This window comes from Parabacteroides sp. ZJ-118 (genome assembly GCF_011038785.1).
In the GTDB taxonomy this organism is placed as follows: Bacteria; Bacteroidota; Bacteroidia; order Bacteroidales; family Tannerellaceae; genus Parabacteroides.
The window spans coordinates 1-16,519 of the sequence record NZ_JAAKDT010000031.1 but is presented as its reverse complement, the minus strand read 5'-3'; the positions used below and the strand labels follow the sequence as shown (position 1 = coordinate 16,519).

The 16,519-nt window shown below is 53.3% G+C and carries 13 protein-coding genes and 1 tRNA gene; 3 read left to right on the top strand and 11 right to left on the bottom strand.

All coding sequences use genetic code 11. The annotated features are described in order from the left end of the window. Positions 1 to 53: 53 nt before the first annotated feature. From metG to G7Y39_RS09375, 11 genes are all read right to left on the bottom strand, one after another. Entirely contained in the window at positions 54 to 2,093 is a 2,040-nt protein-coding gene (gene metG, locus G7Y39_RS09425) for a methionine--tRNA ligase (protein ID WP_165157222.1), read from the bottom strand. Positions 2,094 to 2,226: 133 nt separating this feature from the next. Next, entirely contained in the window at positions 2,227 to 2,562 is a 336-nt protein-coding gene (locus G7Y39_RS09420; RefSeq protein ID WP_241159995.1) for a DUF86 domain-containing protein, read from the bottom strand. Positions 2,563 to 2,605: 43 nt separating this feature from the next. Next, entirely contained in the window at positions 2,606 to 2,899 is a 294-nt protein-coding gene (locus G7Y39_RS09415) for a nucleotidyltransferase family protein (RefSeq protein WP_165157220.1), read from the bottom strand. A gap of 170 nt (positions 2,900 to 3,069) precedes the next feature. After that, positions 3,070 to 3,933 (bottom strand): DUF6261 family protein, encoded by an 864-nt coding sequence (locus G7Y39_RS09410; protein WP_165157218.1) that lies wholly within the window; start codon positions 3,931 to 3,933, stop codon positions 3,070 to 3,072. Positions 3,934 to 4,212: 279 nt separating this feature from the next. Then, positions 4,213 to 5,751 (bottom strand): YifB family Mg chelatase-like AAA ATPase, encoded by a 1,539-nt coding sequence (locus tag G7Y39_RS09405; protein ID WP_165157216.1) that lies wholly within the window; start codon positions 5,749 to 5,751, stop codon positions 4,213 to 4,215. A gap of 81 nt (positions 5,752 to 5,832) precedes the next feature. Beyond that, positions 5,833 to 6,933, bottom strand: a complete 1,101-nt coding sequence (locus G7Y39_RS09400; protein WP_165157214.1) for a TlpA disulfide reductase family protein — start codon at positions 6,931 to 6,933, stop codon at positions 5,833 to 5,835. A 192-nt stretch (positions 6,934 to 7,125) separates the two neighbouring features. After that, on the bottom strand, positions 7,126 to 8,733 hold the full coding sequence (pckA, locus tag G7Y39_RS09395; protein WP_165157213.1) for a phosphoenolpyruvate carboxykinase (ATP): 1,608 nt from the start codon (positions 8,731 to 8,733) through the stop codon (positions 7,126 to 7,128). Positions 8,734 to 9,022: 289 nt separating this feature from the next. After that, positions 9,023 to 10,030, bottom strand: coding sequence for a 2-oxoacid:ferredoxin oxidoreductase subunit beta (locus G7Y39_RS09390; RefSeq protein WP_165157211.1), 1,008 nt, complete (start codon positions 10,028 to 10,030; stop codon positions 9,023 to 9,025). 23 nt (positions 10,031 to 10,053) lie between these two features. Next, positions 10,054 to 11,901 carry a 2-oxoacid:acceptor oxidoreductase subunit alpha gene (locus G7Y39_RS09385; protein WP_165157209.1) on the bottom strand — a complete coding sequence of 616 codons (1,848 nt, stop codon included), beginning with the start codon at positions 11,899 to 11,901 and terminating at the stop codon, positions 10,054 to 10,056. Positions 11,902 to 11,997: 96 nt separating this feature from the next. After that, complete coding sequence (locus tag G7Y39_RS09380) at positions 11,998 to 13,209, bottom strand: alanine dehydrogenase (protein ID WP_165157207.1); 1,212 nt, start codon at positions 13,207 to 13,209, stop codon at positions 11,998 to 12,000. A 3-nt stretch (positions 13,210 to 13,212) separates the two neighbouring features. Beyond that, positions 13,213 to 13,734 carry a shikimate kinase gene (locus G7Y39_RS09375; RefSeq protein WP_165157205.1) on the bottom strand — a complete coding sequence of 174 codons (522 nt, stop codon included), beginning with the start codon at positions 13,732 to 13,734 and terminating at the stop codon, positions 13,213 to 13,215. Positions 13,735 to 13,925: 191 nt separating this feature from the next. On the opposite strand from G7Y39_RS09375, the gene G7Y39_RS09370 reads away from it, so the two are divergent. The 3 genes from G7Y39_RS09370 (at position 13,926) to G7Y39_RS09360 (ending at position 16,075) form a co-directional block, all read left to right on the top strand. After that, positions 13,926 to 14,007: transfer RNA gene (locus G7Y39_RS09370), tRNA-Leu, on the top strand. A gap of 279 nt (positions 14,008 to 14,286) precedes the next feature. Continuing rightward, positions 14,287 to 14,487 carry a hypothetical protein gene (locus tag G7Y39_RS09365; RefSeq protein ID WP_165157203.1) on the top strand — a complete coding sequence of 67 codons (201 nt, stop codon included), beginning with the start codon at positions 14,287 to 14,289 and terminating at the stop codon, positions 14,485 to 14,487. Between the two features lie 109 nt (positions 14,488 to 14,596). Then, on the top strand, positions 14,597 to 16,075 hold the full coding sequence (locus G7Y39_RS09360) for a lipopolysaccharide biosynthesis protein (protein ID WP_165157201.1): 1,479 nt from the start codon (positions 14,597 to 14,599) through the stop codon (positions 16,073 to 16,075). The last annotated feature ends 444 nt before the right edge of the window (positions 16,076 to 16,519 follow it).

Sequence of the window (16,519 nt, the reverse complement as noted above, 5' to 3'; positions counted from 1 at the left end):
GGCCATCCCGTCGTTAGAACGGGACGGCCCCCCTCGTTATTGCGTTTGCCTCGTTATTTCACCTCGCTACCCGGTTTCACCTCCCTCTCCGGGGTGATGACCGCCAGCTTCCCGTCGAAATTCTCGGCGGAGAGGATCATGCCCTCGGAGACGATGCCTTTCAGCTTGCGGGGGGCCAGGTTGGCGACGAAGCATACCTGCCTGCCCACCAGCTCCTCGGGCTTGTAATGCTGGGCGATGCCCGATACGATCGTGCGTTTCTCCAGGCCATCGTCGATACGGAACTGGAGCAGCTTGTCCGCCTTCGGCACCTTCGCGCATTCCAGGATCGTACCCACGCGGATGTCCAGCCTCGTGAAATCGTCGAACTCGATCTGCCCGCGGATCGGGTTCGCCTTGTGGCTCGCCTCCTCGTTCGCCCGCTTCGTATCCAGTAGTTTCCGCACCTGGGCCTCGATCACGCTGTCCTCGATCTTCTCGAACAGCAGCTCGGCCTTGCCCAACGGATGGCCGGCCTCCAACAGGTCCGCGGCGCCCAGGCGGTTCCATCCCAACGGCTCCACATTCAGCATCTTGTTCAGCTTCTCCATGCTGAAGGGCAGGAAGGGCTCGAAGGCGATCGCCAGATTGGCCGTGATCTGCAGGGCGATGTTCAGGATGGTGGCGACGCGGGGCATGTCCGTCTTCGCCAGCTTCCAGGGTTCGGCGTCGGCGAGGTACTTGTTCCCGACGCGGGCCAGGTTCATCGCCTCTTTCTGCGCGTCGCGGAAGTGGTAGGTATCCAGCAGGCGTTCCACGTTCGCTTTCACCTCCGCGAGTTCCTTCAGGGTCTGCCGGTCAGGGTCCGTCAACTCGCCGGCCGCCGGCACCTTGCCCCCGAAATACTTATCCGTGAGGACCAACGCGCGGTTCACGAAGTTTCCCAGGATAGCGACCAGCTCGTTGTTGTTGCGCGCCTGGAAGTCTTTCCAGGTGAAGTCATTGTCCTTCGTCTCCGGCGCGTTGGCCGTCAAGACGTAGCGCAGCACGTCTTGCTTGCCCGGCATGTCCACCAGGTACTCGTTCAGCCAGACCGCCCAGTTGCGGGAGGTGGAGATCTTGTCGCCCTCCAGGTTGAGGAACTCGTTGGCGGGGACGTTCTCCGGCAGGTTGTAGGAGCCTTCCGCTCTCAGCATGGCGGGGAACACGATGCAATGGAACACGATGTTATCCTTGCCGATGAAGTGGACCATCTTGGTCTCCGGGTCCTTCCACCACCTCTCCCAGCTGTCCGGCAGCAGCTCCTTCGTGTTGGAGATATACCCGATCGGAGCGTCGAACCAGACATACAGCACCTTTCCCTCGGCCCCTTCCACGGGGACGGGGATGCCCCAATCCAGGTCGCGGCTCACCGCGCGGGGCTGCAGCCCCATATCCAGCCAGCTCTTGCACTGCCCGTATACGTTCGGCTTCCATTCCTTATGACCCTCCAGGATCCATTCGCGCAGGAAGGGTTCCCACTTGTCCAGGGGCAGGTACCAGTGCTTCGTCTCGCGCATCACCGGCTCGCTGCCGCTGATGGCGGATTTCGGGTTTCTCAGGTCCGTCGGGCTGAGGGAGGTGCCGCAGGCCTCGCACTGGTCGCCGTAGGCCTTCTCGTTCCCGCAATGCGGGCAGGTGCCCGTGATGTAGCGGTCGGCCAGGAATTGCCTCGCCTCCTCATCGTAGTATTGCTCGCTTGTTTTCTCGACGAACTCGCCTTTATCATACAGCGCGCGGAAAAAATCGGAGGCCATCCGGTGATGCGTGGCGGAGGTGGTACGGGAATAGATGTCAAACGTGATGCCGAACTCCTCGAACGATCGCTTGATGATACCGTGGTAGCGATCCACCACGTCTTGCGGCGCGACTCCCTCCTTCTTCGCTCTCAGCGTGATGGGTACCCCATGCTCGTCCGAGCCGCCAATCATCAACACTTCCTCTCCTTTCAGCCGAAGGTAACGGGCGTAAATATCCGCAGGCACGTACACCCCGGCCAGGTGTCCGATATGCACCGGCCCGTTCGCGTACGGCAACGCCGTAGTAATCAGCGTTCTCTTAAAATGTTTTTCCATACCTTATGTTCTCTTTTCGGGGGGCAAATTTAGGTAAAAACCGTGGGAATCCTACACCGGCAGGACAAAGAATCTGTTTTTTCTTCGGCGGGAAGGTACGGAATAATTCGATTCGGCGAAAACGGATGGAATATCATTCAGGCATATAGTCCGGCAACTCCCGTCTCATCCGCCGGACGGTCGATAAAAGAGGGGATAACTCTACTTTGATTATATTAAATATCTCTTCCTCATCGATACGATGGTATTCATGGGCAATAATATCACGTAGCCCCATGATCTGCCCCCAAGGTATGTCAGGATAGTTCGTCAAATAACGATGGGAGGTTTTACGATCTATCGTCTTGACACTCTCGCCGATAAAGATCAGTTGCATGCAAATACCCCCCAAAAGGAAGGTACCTTCCTGGTCCAATAGAAAATCATCGGGCTTTTTGACTTGAGATGCCTTATCCTGGATCAAAAGCACCGCGCCTTCTATCCGGCTCAATAAAGTCTGGACGCGAGAAAACTCAAACGTATAGCAGATCTTTTGAGATATTACGTAAGAAATCCGTACCGGCAAGCTGCTCGCGAAGACGGATGATATCGACCTTACAGCCGAGCAAGGCCTCTAGCTCCTGCTTCATCCGGCAGCGTAAGAGGATATCCGCCTTTCCCTCGTAGGCGATGTCGATATCACTGGAATCTGTTTGCTCATCACGGGCCACCGATCCAAACAAAGCCATACGAACTACTCCATAAGCCTTGGCCTTGCTCAAGAAATAGCTCCGTAATAATTCTATGTATTCTTCTTTCGATCGCATAAGTATGTCGGATTTTGGGACAAAGATACGGAATAATTCGATTCGGCGGGTCACTCCGCGCGGAAGGAAGGGGGGCTTTACGCGCGTTTATCCGTGCCGGGGCCGGGAGCATCTGCTTTTGGGCACGGGGGGAGGAGGTCCCTCCCCCCCCGTGCCCGGATGTCCGTCGGCTACTCGGACGGGGCGGCGATCGCCGCGGCGATCTCGTCGGGAGACGCGGGCTCCTCTCCCTCGCCGGGCTCCGGCGTGCCGGGGGCGGCAGGGGGCGTGCCCTTGGAGCGTTGCTTGTAGGCGGTCCGTACCTGGGCGAAGAGGTGCGTCGCGTCGCGTACGAACACGCGCGCCTCTTCCGAGGGTTGCAACAGGCTGGAGGCGTTGGCCAGGGCGCACATGTCGTCCAGCAGGTCTTGCGCCTCGGCGGTCAGCTCCTTGGAGGTCGCGCTGTCGGCGCGTTCCGATCTCGACTTGTCGCGCTGGGCGGTCAGCTCGGCGTAGCGGTCGTTGAGCCGTCGCAGCTCGGCGATGTATGGCGCCAGCTGGAGGGTGGCCACCGAGTCGGCGAACTCGGGCTTGGCCAGGTCGGTGAGCAGGCCGTTGATCACTTCCGTCTCCTGCGCCGTGGGCAGGTTGGCGAAGTCGCGGTAACCGCGCAAGGCGGGTTCCATCCGCTGGGCGGCGGTACGCTCGGCGGCCAGGGGCAGCTTGGGGTAATCGAGCACGCGGCGGACGATGTAGTTGCCCGTCGTGTCGCGGTCGGCCTCCACTTGCTGCATCTCCGGGGTCTCCTCCGAGGAGGAGGCTTGCATCGTCAGCTCGGTCAGCCCGTCGATGATGGCGTTCATGCGCGTCACCTGGTCGGCGGAGATGTTGAGCGCGGGCACTCCGTCATCGTCCTGCGCCGAGAGCTCGTCCGGCGAGCCGGAATCGGCGGGGCCGGCCGGCATCAGTTTCATGAAGCGTTTCAACAGGCTCAGTTTCTCGGCCTTGTTCAAGTTCCCCAACGACATCGGGGGAATCAAAGTGAATGTACCCATAATCAGTTTTTTTTTAAAAGGTTATTACTGGTTTTTTTACCCGTTCGAGGGGTCGGGAGGCCCCTCCCGGTCTCCAAGGGCGGATTTCGAGGGGTCGAGAGCCGTTTCCCCGTCCGGGGAGGTGGATCTCGAGGCCGCGAAACGCGTTTTCTTGTCCCGGGAAGGCATCTCGAGCCCTCGAAAGTCATTTCCCGCTCGCGGGAAATGGATCTCGAGGGGTCGGAACGGGTTTTCGCGAATATACGAAATTATTCCCGGATGGCAGCGGCCGTCCGCCGCTCACGCCCCCCAATTCTCCCGGTCCAGGCTCCTGTACTGGATCGCCTCGGCCAGGTGGCGTACCTCGACGCGCTCGGAGGCCTCCAGGTCGGCTATCGTGCGGGCGACTTTCAGGATACGGTCGTAAGCGCGGGCGGAGAGGCAGAGGCGCCGCATGGCGGTCTCGAGGATGGAGAGGCCGGAGGCGTCGGGGACGGCGTACTGGCGGAGCAGCCGGGCGCTCATCTGGGCGTTGCAATGGATGCCGTCGTGGGCGGCGAAGCGCTCCTGCTGGATCGCGCGGGCCTTGACCACGCGCTCGCGGATGGCCGCGCTCGGCTCGGAGGGCTGCCGCCCGGATATCTTCTCGAAGGGGACCGGGACGATCTCTACCTGGATATCGATCCGGTCGAGCAACGGGCCGGAGACGCGGTTCATGTATTTCCGGACGGCGCCGGGCGGGCAGAGGCAGGGACGGTCCGGGTGGTTGTAGTAGCCGCACGGGCAGGGGTTCATGGAGGCCACCAGCATGAAGCCCGCGGGATACTCCACCGAGAAGCGGGCGCGGGAGATGTGGATCTGGCGATCCTCCAGGGGCTGGCGCATCACCTCGAGCACGCTCCTGTTGAACTCGGGGAGCTCGTCCAGGAAGAGGACCCCGTTGTGCGCCAGGCTGATCTCCCCGGGTTGCGGGAAGGTGCCGCCTCCCACCATCGCCACGTTCGAGATCGTGTGGTGCGGCGAGCGGAAGGGGCGCCGCGCCATCAGGGAGGCTCCTCCGCTTATCTTGCCGGCCACCGAGTGGATCTTGGTCGTCTCCAGGGATTCTTGCAAGGTGAATGGCGGCAAGATCGTCGGGAGGCGTTTCGCCAGCATGGACTTGCCGCTTCCCGGGGGGCCTACCATGATCAGGTTGTGCCCGCCGGCGGCGGCGACCTCCATCGCCCGCTTTACGTTCTCCTGTCCCCGCACGTCGGAGAAATCGTGGTCGAAGAGCCGCTGCCGCTCCTGGAACAGCTCGCGGGTGTCGATCACCGTGGGCGGCAGGGCGCGCTTCCCATCCACGAACTCCAGCACCTCCTTGAGGGTGGAGGCGCCGTAGACCTCCAGGCCGCTCACGACCGCCGCCTCGCGGGCGTTCTGCCGCGGCAGGATGAATCCCCTGAAGCCCGCCTCGCGGGCCTTGATGGCGATCGGCAAGGCGCCCTTGATGGGCTGGAGCGTCCCGTCCATGGAGAGCTCTCCCATCATCAGGAGCCCGGGCAGGGCGGAGGGGTCGATCTGCCCCGCCGCCGCCAATATGCCGACCGCCAGGGGGAGGTCGTACGAGGCGCCCTCCTTGCGGATGTCCGCGGGGGCCATGTTGATGACGATTCGATTGCGGGGGAACTTATACCCGCAGACCTGCAAGGCCGAGATGATGCGTTCGTGGCTCTCCCGCACGGCTACGTCCGGAAGGCCGACTAAGAAGAATTGGATGCCCTTGGAGCAGTTCACCTCCACGGTGACCACCGTGGCGGAGATGCCCTGCACGGCGGCGGCATAGGATTTTACCAACATAGTCAAGCATTTTGAGTTACTGATTACACATTAAAGCCGGGGGGGAAGGAGCACCGCCCCCCTCATCTTGTTCCCGATCGCTCAGTCGTCGAGCAAGCTCTCCAACGTCCGCTTGACCTCGACGCCATTCTCGGTCTTCATCAGGATCTTATGCTCCTCGTCTATCAAGAAGCAGCGCGGCAGCGCGCTCACGTTATACAAATCGACCAGCAGGGTCGCCTGCCCGGCCGAGTCTGTCACGAGATTCCAGGCTATGCTGTCCTTCTCCAGCACCTCCCGTACGTTGTCCGGATCGTCGTCCAGGCTGACCAGGAGGATATCCAGCCGCTCTTTCGGATATTTCATCGCCACCTTGTCCAGGTACAGATCCTCCGTCTGGCACATATCGCACCAGGGCGCGGTAAACGCCAGCAGCAGATATTTCCGCGGGAAAGAATCCAGGCCGACCGTATTCCCGTAGATATTCCTCACGGAGAAACCGGGAGCCTCCGCCCCCAAGGCCGTACGCTTCGCGCGGGCGCTGTACTGCTCCAGCTCCTTTACCAGGTAGAAGTCCTTCAGCCGCGGGTTCAACAGCGCCAGCAACTCGTCGATCTTGCGGGTATCATCGGGATCGGAGAAGAACGATTGGATCAAGACGGCGGAAGCCTCCTCATCCGGGTTCTCCTTCACGTACCGGACCGCCTCCTCGCCCAGTTGCCTGTTGACATTCGCCAGGCGGGCGGTGATCTCGGTCTCCTTGATCGTATCGTTCAGGTCCTTGCTGTTCAAGGCGTCCGACAACCTTGTCAATTCCGTCAGTAACGGGGCGAGTTTTTTCTTGAAGGCGGTCAGCTTATCATTGATCCGCCCCCCCTTTACCTGCAGCAGCGACGGAGCGTTCGCGTCGCCCGCGATCCTCACGGTCCCCTCCGATTCCAGGTAAGCCGTGACCCAACGCGCTTTACCCTCGAAAAAGAGCGTCACGCAATGGAACCCCGCCTCCTTCTGGTCGATCCGGAACTGTCCGGGTTTCGTGCAGACCACCGTATCGACCACCTTGTAATTCTCTTTCTCAAATACGGCATATACGGTCTGGTCCTCCAGATTGGAGAGCTCCCCCTCGATCCGGTAGACATAATCCTTGCCACAAGACGACAGACAAATTATAAAACCAATGATAAGTGTCAGTTTTTTTACCATTACTCTCTCTTTAAGCGCTTCCTACTAACAGATAATTCAGGCGAAAGGTAGGCATATTTTTTTAAAACTACTTTACATTTATAATAAAATTAACGCAATTGTCCTAAAAAAAGCGCGGAACCAATGATTCCGCGCTTCACCATGGAGCAAGTTTCAAGTCCCGGCCTTCCCGGGCCGGGATCTTTTAAGCGATTATAACTGAGGGCCTGCGGCGACCAATGCCTTACCGGCTTCGTTACCCGTGAACTTAGCGAAGTTCTTGATGAAACGGGCAGCCAGATCCTTCGCCTTCTCATCCCATTGGGCGGCGTCGGCATAGGTGTCGCGAGGATCCAGGATCGCCGGATCTACGCCCGGCAAGGCGGTCGGTACCTCGAAGTCGAAATAGGGGATCTTCTTTGTCGGAGCCTCGTTGATAGAGCCGTCAAGGATCGCGTCGATGATACCTCTCGTATCCTTGATGGAGATACGTTTGCCGGTACCGTTCCAACCGGTGTTCACCAAGTAAGCCTTAGCGCCGGTCATTTCCATCTTCTTAACCAGCTCTTCGCCGTATTTTGTCGGGTGCAATGACAAGAAAGCGGCGCCGAAGCAAGCGGAGAACGTAGGGGTCGGCTCCGTGATGCCGCGCTCCGTACCCGCCAACTTAGCGGTAAATCCGGACAAGAAGTAGTATTGCGTTTGCTCCGGAGTCAAGATCGATACCGGGGGCAATACACCGAACGCGTCGGCAGACAAGAAGATAACTTGTTTCGCGTGCGGGCCTTTGGAAACCGGCTTGACGATGTTCTCGATGTGATAGATCGGATAAGAGACACGCGTGTTCTCCGTAACGGACTTATCCGCGAAATCGATCTTGCCATCGGCGGCAACGGTTACGTTCTCAAGAAGGGCGTCGCGTTTGATCGCGTTGTAGATATCCGGCTCGCTCTCTTTATCCAGGTTGATAACCTTCGCGTAGCAACCCCCCTCGTAGTTGAAGACGCCCTCGTTATCCCATCCGTGCTCATCGTCACCGATCAACAGACGCTTCGGATCCGTAGACAGGGTAGTCTTACCTGTACCGGACAAACCGAAGAAGATGGCGGAGCTGGTACCCTCCTTATCCGTGTTGGCGGAGCAGTGCATGGAAGCGATGCCGCGCAACGGGTTCAGGTAGTTCATGATCGAGAAGATACCCTTCTTCATCTCGCCGCCGTACCAAGTATTCAGGATAACCTGCTCTTTCGTCTGCAAGTTGAAAACAGTGGCAGTCTCAGAGTTCAGGCCCAGTTCCTTGTAGTTCTCGACTTTGGCCTTGGCCGCGTTGAAGGATACGAAATCCGGCTCGCCGTAGTTGGCCAACTCCTCGGCTGTCGGACGGATGAACATATTTGTCACGAAATGAGCTTGCCAAGCGACCTCCATGATGAAACGCACTTTCAGGCGGGTAGCCTCGTTAGCGCCACAGAATGTATCGACAACGAACAAACGTTTGCCCGACAATTCTTTTACGGCCTTAGCCTTCAGGTCTGCCCAAGCGGCCTCGGAGCAAGGCTTGTTATCATTCTTATATTCATCCGAAGTCCACCATACAGAATCCTCGCTGGCTTCATTCTTTACGAAAAACTTATCTTTAGGAGAACGGCCCGTATAAATACCGGTCATCACGTTTACAGCACCCAGCTCGGTTACCTGGCCCTTCTCGAAGCCTTCCAAACCCGGTTTAGTTTCTTCTGCGAACAGAACATCATAAGACGGATTGTGCATGATTTCCTTCACGTCTACAATTCCGTACTTGCTTAAATCTAAATTAGCCATCTTGAATTTAATTTAAATGATTGACTTATATAACTTCTCTCTCTTCTCTCTTCTCTCTACTCCCTCCAGCTCGACTCGGTGAGGCTCTCCGACCTTTCGGAACTTGCCGCGACGCCACCTTGTTAACCGCCGTACAAAAGTAATATTTTTTTTTATCGCGCACACCTTATTAAGGAAATTTTTCAGCAATGATTACTCTTTTCCATGCAATTAACAAATCCTAAATAAAAAAGCCACAATCCCGTTTTTCACTCGGGCTTGTGGCTTCTTGCCGCGGATGAGGAAAGGGTTACTCTTTCACTTCCCAAATATCATTCGTCATCAGCAGTTCTTGGAAATTATGGTATTTCTTCTTGCCGGAGACCTCCTCGATCTGCTCATGGACAGCCTCGTTGTAGGTTGGCGCTTCCACATCGCGGATCACACCTAAGGCAACCGGGAAATCGGGACCTTCCATCAAGGCTAGCTTCAATTGCAACGTATTATCCATACAATGGGCATCATGTACCAATAGATCCTTCTCCGTGATGCCATTCTCTCCGATCTTCACCACTTTCAGGCCAAAGCCTTCTTGCATCAAACCGAACTCCTTGTTCTCGCCGAACAACATCGGTTTGCCATGCTCCAAGTAGATCGCGTTCTTCGCGCGGCCGGCCTTCGAGTAAACAGACTCATGCGTCCCGTCATTAAAGATCACGCAGTTCTGCAAGATCTCGCAGACGGAGGCTCCCTTATGCTTGGCTGCCGCCTTCAAGACCTCCACCGTGCCTTGGGCATCGGTCGCCACGGCACGGGCGAAGAAACGTCCGCGGGCACCGAAACAAAGCTCGGCCGGATGGAATGGGTCCTCAACCGTTCCATAGGGAGAGGACTTGCTGACGAATCCACGCGGAGAAGTAGGCGAGTATTGTCCTTTTGTCAATCCATAGATGCGGTTGTTCAAGAGGATCATGTTCACATCGATATTACGGCGCACCGCATGGATAAAATGATTACCGCCGATAGCCAATCCATCGCCATCGCCGGAGATCTGCCAAACCGTCATTTTCGGGTTCGCCACCTTAAACCCGGTTGATATGGCGGCCGCGCGGCCATGGATCGTCTGCATGGCATATGTATTCATATAATAAGGAAGACGGCTTGAACATCCGATACCGGAGATAACGGCCGTATCGTGCGGAGCTACCCCCAACTCTGCCATCGCGTTGTGCAGGGAGGCCAAAAAGAAATGGTCGCCACAACCCGGACACCAACGCGGTTGTCCTTTCTTGAAATCTTTTGCTGTATATTCGCTCATTGCCTTTACGTTCTTTATGGTTATTATTTATTTAAGATGCCGGTGAAAGCCTCCACCAACTCGCTGACAACAAAGGGCTGACCTTTCACTACATTGTATTGATAAGGAACAAATCCGTCTACTTTCATACGAAGATAGCCGGCGAACTGGCCCAGATTCTGCTCAGCCACTACGGCCTTCTTATATTTCCTCAACACCTCGGCTGTATTCTTTGGCAGCGGGTTCAAGTACGTGAAGTGAGCCAAGGCCACTTTCTTTCCGGCTCGGTTCATCTCCTCCATGGCGGAATACAAGTGCCCGTATGTACCGCCGAAGCCGACGATCAGCAAGTCGGCGTCATCCGCGCAGCCTTGTACTTCCACATCGGGTACAGGGATCTTCGCCACCTTCTCCGCACGTAAACGGCACATTAGATCATGGTTCTCCGGATCCGTGGAGATCGCGCCGGTATCGCTATCTTTCTCCAGGCCTCCCAGAATATGCATATATCCTTCTTGCCCCGGAATGGCCCAGTAACGGACTCCGGTCTCCGGATCGCGCTGATAAGGCGTGTACCGTCCCTTCATCTCCGGGGTCACATAAGGAGGATTGATGGAAGGATAATCGGCCAAATCCGGCAATCGCCAAGCAGATGAGCCATTCGCCACGAAAGCATCTGTCATCAACACAACCGGAGTCATATGTTCCAACGCGATCTTACAAGCCGCATAGGCCGCGTCAAAGCAATGCGTGGGCGAAGCGGCAGCCACTACCGGCATCGGAGACTCACCATTCCGGCCGAACAACGCCTGCAATAAATCCGTCTGTTCCGATTTGGTAGGTAAGCCCGTCGACGGCCCTCCGCGCTGTACATCCACAACGACCAACGGCAACTCGGTGATAACCGCCAAGTTCATGGCCTCAGACTTCAAGCAAACACCGGGGCCCGAGGTAGAGGTAACCGCTAAAGCTCCCGCGAAAGAAGCGCCGATAGCGGTAGCACAGCCGGAAATTTCGTCCTCACACTGAACCGTAGCCACGCCCAATGATTTATGCTTCGATAATTCATGCAGTATGTCCGTAGCCGGAGTGATTGGGTATGAGCCGAGGAACAAACGTAGGCCAGCCTTCTCCGCGGCGGCGATCAAGCCGTAAGCAGTCGCCTTGTTACCGCTGATATCCATATATTTTCCAGGAGCTTTCACTTTGGTATCCACCCGATACGTATGATCTACGGAGGCATGCGTATTATGTCCATAATCATAACCCGCATGTACCACTTTTATGTTCGCTTCCGCTATAGCCGGTTTTTTGGCGAATTTCTCGCGCAAGAAATTCTCCGCGATGGATAAGTCCCGGTTGAACAACCAACAAACCAATCCCAACGCGAACATGTTACGACATTTCAGCATAGACTTGTTGTCCATACCGGAGTCTGCCAAACAATCTTTCACCATTTGGGAGATCGGAGCGGCAATCACATCTTGCTTGATTCCCATCTCCTCAATCGGGTTGTCTGTCTTAAACGCGGCCTTGTCTAAATCTGTCTTCTGGAAACAATCCGTATCGATAATGACGCAAGCCGTGGGCTTCGCGAATTTGTACTGAGTCTTCAGGGCGGCAGCGTTCATAGCGACCAACACATCACATTTGTCGCCCGGAGTAAACACCTTTCCGGCCCCAATATGAACTTGGAATCCGGACACCCCGGTAAGAGAACCTTGCGGAGCCCGGATATCCGCCGGATAATCAGGGAAAGTACTGATTCCATTTCCCGCTGTCGCGGAAATTGTAGAGAAAATGTTTCCCGCCAACTGCATACCATCACCGGAGTCGCCCGAAAAACGAATAACAACCTCATCTAGCGAGGTTACTTTTGAATGTTCTACCATACATAGTATTATTATAAATTAACGTATTTGTCTACATCCCGTTTAAATCGTCCGCGAAGTAAAGCATAAACTTCGCGAGTTCAAAACTTTTCCACATCAAAAAGCGGAGAGGTATAGATCCAGATTGTTGGATGATAGATTAAAGTGGTTAGACACATAACTGTTCACGGTCTTCCCATAATACATATAGACTCCCGCCCTAAAACCCTTATCCGATTTGATCATTCCTTGTACGGAACCGGCGTCGCCCAACGACAACAATAAGGGTACGAATATATTGCTGTAAGCCATCGAGGTGGTACGAGCCACCCGATTGCTGATATTCGGTTTACAATAATGTAATACCCCATATTGCTCGAATACCGCAGGATCTTCCCTCGACAAGCAGCAGGTCGTCTCAAAGCAACCGCCTTGGCTTACCCTCAGATCGATCACCAAAGCTCCCTTTTTCATCGTACGCACCAAGTCCGTGGCGATAATATAGCGATGTCTCGTATTGATATAACGCATCGCCCCAATCACCACGTCAGCGCTACGGAACGCGTTGCGCAGCACGTTCGGATGGAACGTGGAAGTAAAAAGCCCCTGTCCCAGGACCTGTTGGATCATACGCAATTTATTGATATCATCATCGAATACTTTCACGGATGCTCCCAAGGCCAACGCGGCGCGCGCGGCTACGGTCCCGGCGTTTCCGGCCCCGATGATCACCACCTCCGTAGGGGATACGCCCGGAATACCGCCCAACAGGATCCCTTTACCGCCTTGGGTATTGCTCAACAGCTCGGAAGCGATCGTTATTGAAGCCGCCCCCTCGATCTCGGAAGTGACATTCAGCACCGGGAAACGATTCTTGTCATCCGCCATCAACTCATACGAGATCGCGGTAATCCGTTTCGCCATCATCAACTCGAAAGCCTCCTGAGCGAACAAACCAAACTGCACCAATGAGAAAACGGTCGTACGAGGTCTCATAAGGGCGATTTCCACCGGCAACGGAGGCAATATCTTCAAAATCAGATCCGCTTGAAAAACTTCCGCAGGCGTATCGACAATCTCCGCCCCCGCCTCCGAGAAATGATTATCGGAATAGTTGATGCCTAATCCGGCGCCACTTTCCACCAACACCCGGTGTCCGCAATCGGTCAGCATATCCACCGCCTCCGGAGTCAACGGCAGGCGTTTCTCCGCCTCGCGTCGTTCGCGAGGAATACCGATAAGCAAACGGTTATTCACCTTGCTGATCTCTTTCAATAATTCCTGCGGGATATAAGCCCCCTGTGCCTGCCGGCCATCATTCGCTTCCATATGCTATAGGATTTTCATTAACGCGTCCGATATGTCGTGTACATCCGATTCTGTTAACATCTTCTCGGCATCAAAAGTTATGGACGCCTTCGTATAAAACGGATTCCTTTTCTCCAAGCTCTCGGCGATGAACGCCCTCAGCTCTTCTCCGGAACGTCCTTTTAACACCGGACGGGTATGTTTGCACAACTCCAGACGCTTCGCCAGCTCCTCAACCGACACCTTCAAATAGACCGTCGTGCCGGAAGCGTTCATGAACTCCATGTTATCGAAAAAGCAAGGAGCGCCTCCTCCCGTGGAAACCAACACATCCTCAAACTCAGCGACCTCGTGAAGCATATTCCGTTCTATCTTCCGGAAAGCCTCTTCCCCTCTCTCGGCGAACATCTGGGAAACTGACTTATGATAACGCCCTTCGATGTAGTAATCAAGATCTATGAACGAGATTCCGGCGAGCTTGGCGAGAGCTTTTCCCACCGTAGTCTTGCCCGCCCCCATATATCCGACCAAAAAAATACGTTTCATACATTATTACAATAGTTTTCGCAAATGTAAACTTTTTCCGGAAACTCTATCTTCTTTATTTCTAAGAATCCATTAAAAAATCATAGACTGATGGCTTTTACGGTTTGGGTCGCTAAAACAGTATTCGCTAAAAAACAACACAAATATTTGCAGGTTTGCAAAAAAGAATTACCTTTGCGCACGGTTCAAATGCGGCTGTGGTGTAATTGGTAGCCACGTCAGACTTAGGATCTGATGCTTCACGGCGTGGGGGTTCGAGTCCCTTCAGCCGCACAAATCCAGAGGACCTTGTAAGCGTGCTTACAAGGTCTTTTAGTGTATCATGATTCATACCGAATTGGAGGAAGATATTCATCTGCTGTCTTAACGGGTGAAACTGACAATATTGAACTTTGTATCGGACAAGCGATTGTGCCAATCCTCGCAGACAAATATTTTGCCATCTTAGTTCAACCAATGGGATAAGAATTGAATTATTTATCGTATCTTTGTGAGCGATAGACCTCAATTTAAGGCTGTCGCTGAAATATCGGGCAATATTTATTATGCGTTATGGGGAAGGAACTGCATAAAAGAATCGAGACTTTGAAGAATCTTTTGCTGGACTTCGGCAAGAGTAACCGCCTTATTAATTTCAAAGAGGGCAGCGCTCCAATGAGCGAATCACTGCACCATCGTATGACAAACTATTTGACCTTATCGCTGTACGCAAGAGAGAAATCCGGTTCTTATATGCAAGAAAAAACCGTATAGATGACGAGACCTCTAACCCGATTGGCGACCTGCAAAAGACACTGAAAGCCCTTCGATACAAAGCGAACTCTTCCATCAAGGAGCAAGGTATCAATATAATAAAAAGAAAATGGCAAGTATCAAACAACAAATACTCTCCGGAACATTTTACACAGCGGTAGCCAAATACTCCGGCATCCTCATTTCGTTAGGAGTCACCGCCATTCTTGCCCGCCTGTTATCGCCCGATGAATTCGGAATAGTAGCGGTTGCAATGGTCATTATCAATTTTTTCAACATTTTTACCGACATAGGTTTCTCCGCTGCCATTATCCAGAACAAAGAACTGACCTCCGATGATTTAAGCAACATTTATTCATTTACCGTATGGTTGGGCATCTTTTTGGGAGGACTCTTTTTCTTGTCATCAGGAAGTATAGCAAAGTATTACCAAAATGACCAACTTATTACACTTTGCCGATTACTATCCGTCAACCTGTTCTTCTCTTCTGCTACACTTGTTCCCAACATCCTCTTTTATAAAGAAAAAGAGTTCAAATTCATAGCGTTCCGTTCATTCATCATACAAACTGCCACCGGACTGCTGGCGATAGGTGCCGCATTGGCAGGGGCAGGACTGCATACGTTGGTCATACAACCCATATTGTCAAGTCTGCTGGTTTATTGGATTTCACTCCGAAAACATCCGCAAAAACTGCGCTTTACTTTCGGCATTGAAAGCATAAGAAAAATATGGAGTTACTCACTCTACCAGTTTCTGTTTAATATGGCCACCTACTTCAGTAGTAATCTAGACAAACTACTGATAGGTAAATACATGGGAATTAACATGTTGGGGTATTACGAAAAATCCTACAGGTTAATACAGTTGCCCATGCAGAACATCACCTTTGTCATTACTCCTGTAATGCATCCTTTTCTGAGTGACTATCAGAATGATCTGAACCGACTGGGGCATATTCACGAACACTTTGTACGCCTTTTGGCTTTTATCGGTATCCCACTCAGTACATTGTTATTTCTTTGTGCAGACGAACTAATTCTCTTTTTTTTCGGTTCCCAATGGACTTCTTCCATTCCCGTATTCAAAATTTTATCACTAACTGTTGGCATCCAAATCATACTATCCTCTTCCGGTTCCTTTTACCAAGCCGGCAACAGCACACGTGGGATGTTCATTTGCGGTCTCTTCTCTTCTTTTACCGGAGTTATCGGCATCCTTACAGGTATTTTCTATTTCCATTCACTCGAAGCAACCGCTTGGTGCATCTGTATTGCTGTCTCTCTAAACTTCATACAGTGTTACCTACAATTATACCGTTATACGCTACGTCGGAGAATGATACGGTTCTACCGTTGTCTACTTTCCCCACTCTTAGCTGGGGTGTTGTCGGGAGCAGCAGTCTATTCATTGTCCTTGCTCATTCCTGATTGGAACTTGTTCTTTTCATTAGCCGCAAAGACCTTTTGCTGCGCCATAACCACCTGCGCATATATGCAATGCACCAAGGAGTATGATTTTATAGCAAAAGTTCGGACAATCTGCCGTGAGGTAATGCTACGAGTTGGAAAAACAGGAACAACATGATTTTGTGACGTTCGATGAGAACAATCAAACGATAGTCAGTCGGTTATAGCAAGCACAGTCAAGATTGATCATAAGTCATTTCAGAAATATCATGAGAAACTTTCCGGAATTCATCTATCAGTACAAAAATTCCTGTAATTTTGTCTTTGGCGAGTATGGCGATATGAATATTTCCTGACTTCGTCATTGCGTCACCCTAAACGTAACCCACATTGCCACAATAGACCTTTCGTAAGGTTAAACAATCTTTAATTTCGATGGTTTTATGCGGTTTTTGCTGTGTCTATGTGTTAAAATCAGGTTATTTTGGTTCCATACCCCCTCTGTAGTACCCCCAGACTTTTGGCTGTCGTCGGTACAATGCCGACCTTTGTCCCATGCACATAGGAACAGTCTATAAAACCAACAGCAAGGGTGAACGCAAAGCCTACTATCGCCTTGAGG

Coding starts and splice junctions, on each gene's coding strand:
- G7Y39_RS09360 (WP_165157201.1), top strand. CDS start 14,597: ATGGCAAGTATCAAACAACAAATACTCTCCGGAACATTTTACACAGCG.
- G7Y39_RS09415 (WP_165157220.1), bottom strand. CDS start 2,899: ATGCGATCGAAAGAAGAATACATAGAATTATTACGGAGCTATTTCTTG.
- G7Y39_RS09390 (WP_165157211.1), bottom strand. CDS start 10,030: ATGAGCGAATATACAGCAAAAGATTTCAAGAAAGGACAACCGCGTTGG.
- pckA (WP_165157213.1), bottom strand. CDS start 8,733: ATGGCTAATTTAGATTTAAGCAAGTACGGAATTGTAGACGTGAAGGAA.
- G7Y39_RS09380 (WP_165157207.1), bottom strand. CDS start 13,209: ATGGAAGCGAATGATGGCCGGCAGGCACAGGGGGCTTATATCCCGCAG.
- G7Y39_RS09400 (WP_165157214.1), bottom strand. CDS start 6,933: ATGGTAAAAAAACTGACACTTATCATTGGTTTTATAATTTGTCTGTCG.
- G7Y39_RS09405 (WP_165157216.1), bottom strand. CDS start 5,751: ATGTTGGTAAAATCCTATGCCGCCGCCGTGCAGGGCATCTCCGCCACG.
- G7Y39_RS09385 (WP_165157209.1), bottom strand. CDS start 11,901: ATGGTAGAACATTCAAAAGTAACCTCGCTAGATGAGGTTGTTATTCGT.
- metG (WP_165157222.1), bottom strand. CDS start 2,093: ATGGAAAAACATTTTAAGAGAACGCTGATTACTACGGCGTTGCCGTAC.
- G7Y39_RS09365 (WP_165157203.1), top strand. CDS start 14,287: ATGGGGAAGGAACTGCATAAAAGAATCGAGACTTTGAAGAATCTTTTG.
- G7Y39_RS09375 (WP_165157205.1), bottom strand. CDS start 13,734: ATGAAACGTATTTTTTTGGTCGGATATATGGGGGCGGGCAAGACTACG.
- G7Y39_RS09410 (WP_165157218.1), bottom strand. CDS start 3,933: ATGGGTACATTCACTTTGATTCCCCCGATGTCGTTGGGGAACTTGAAC.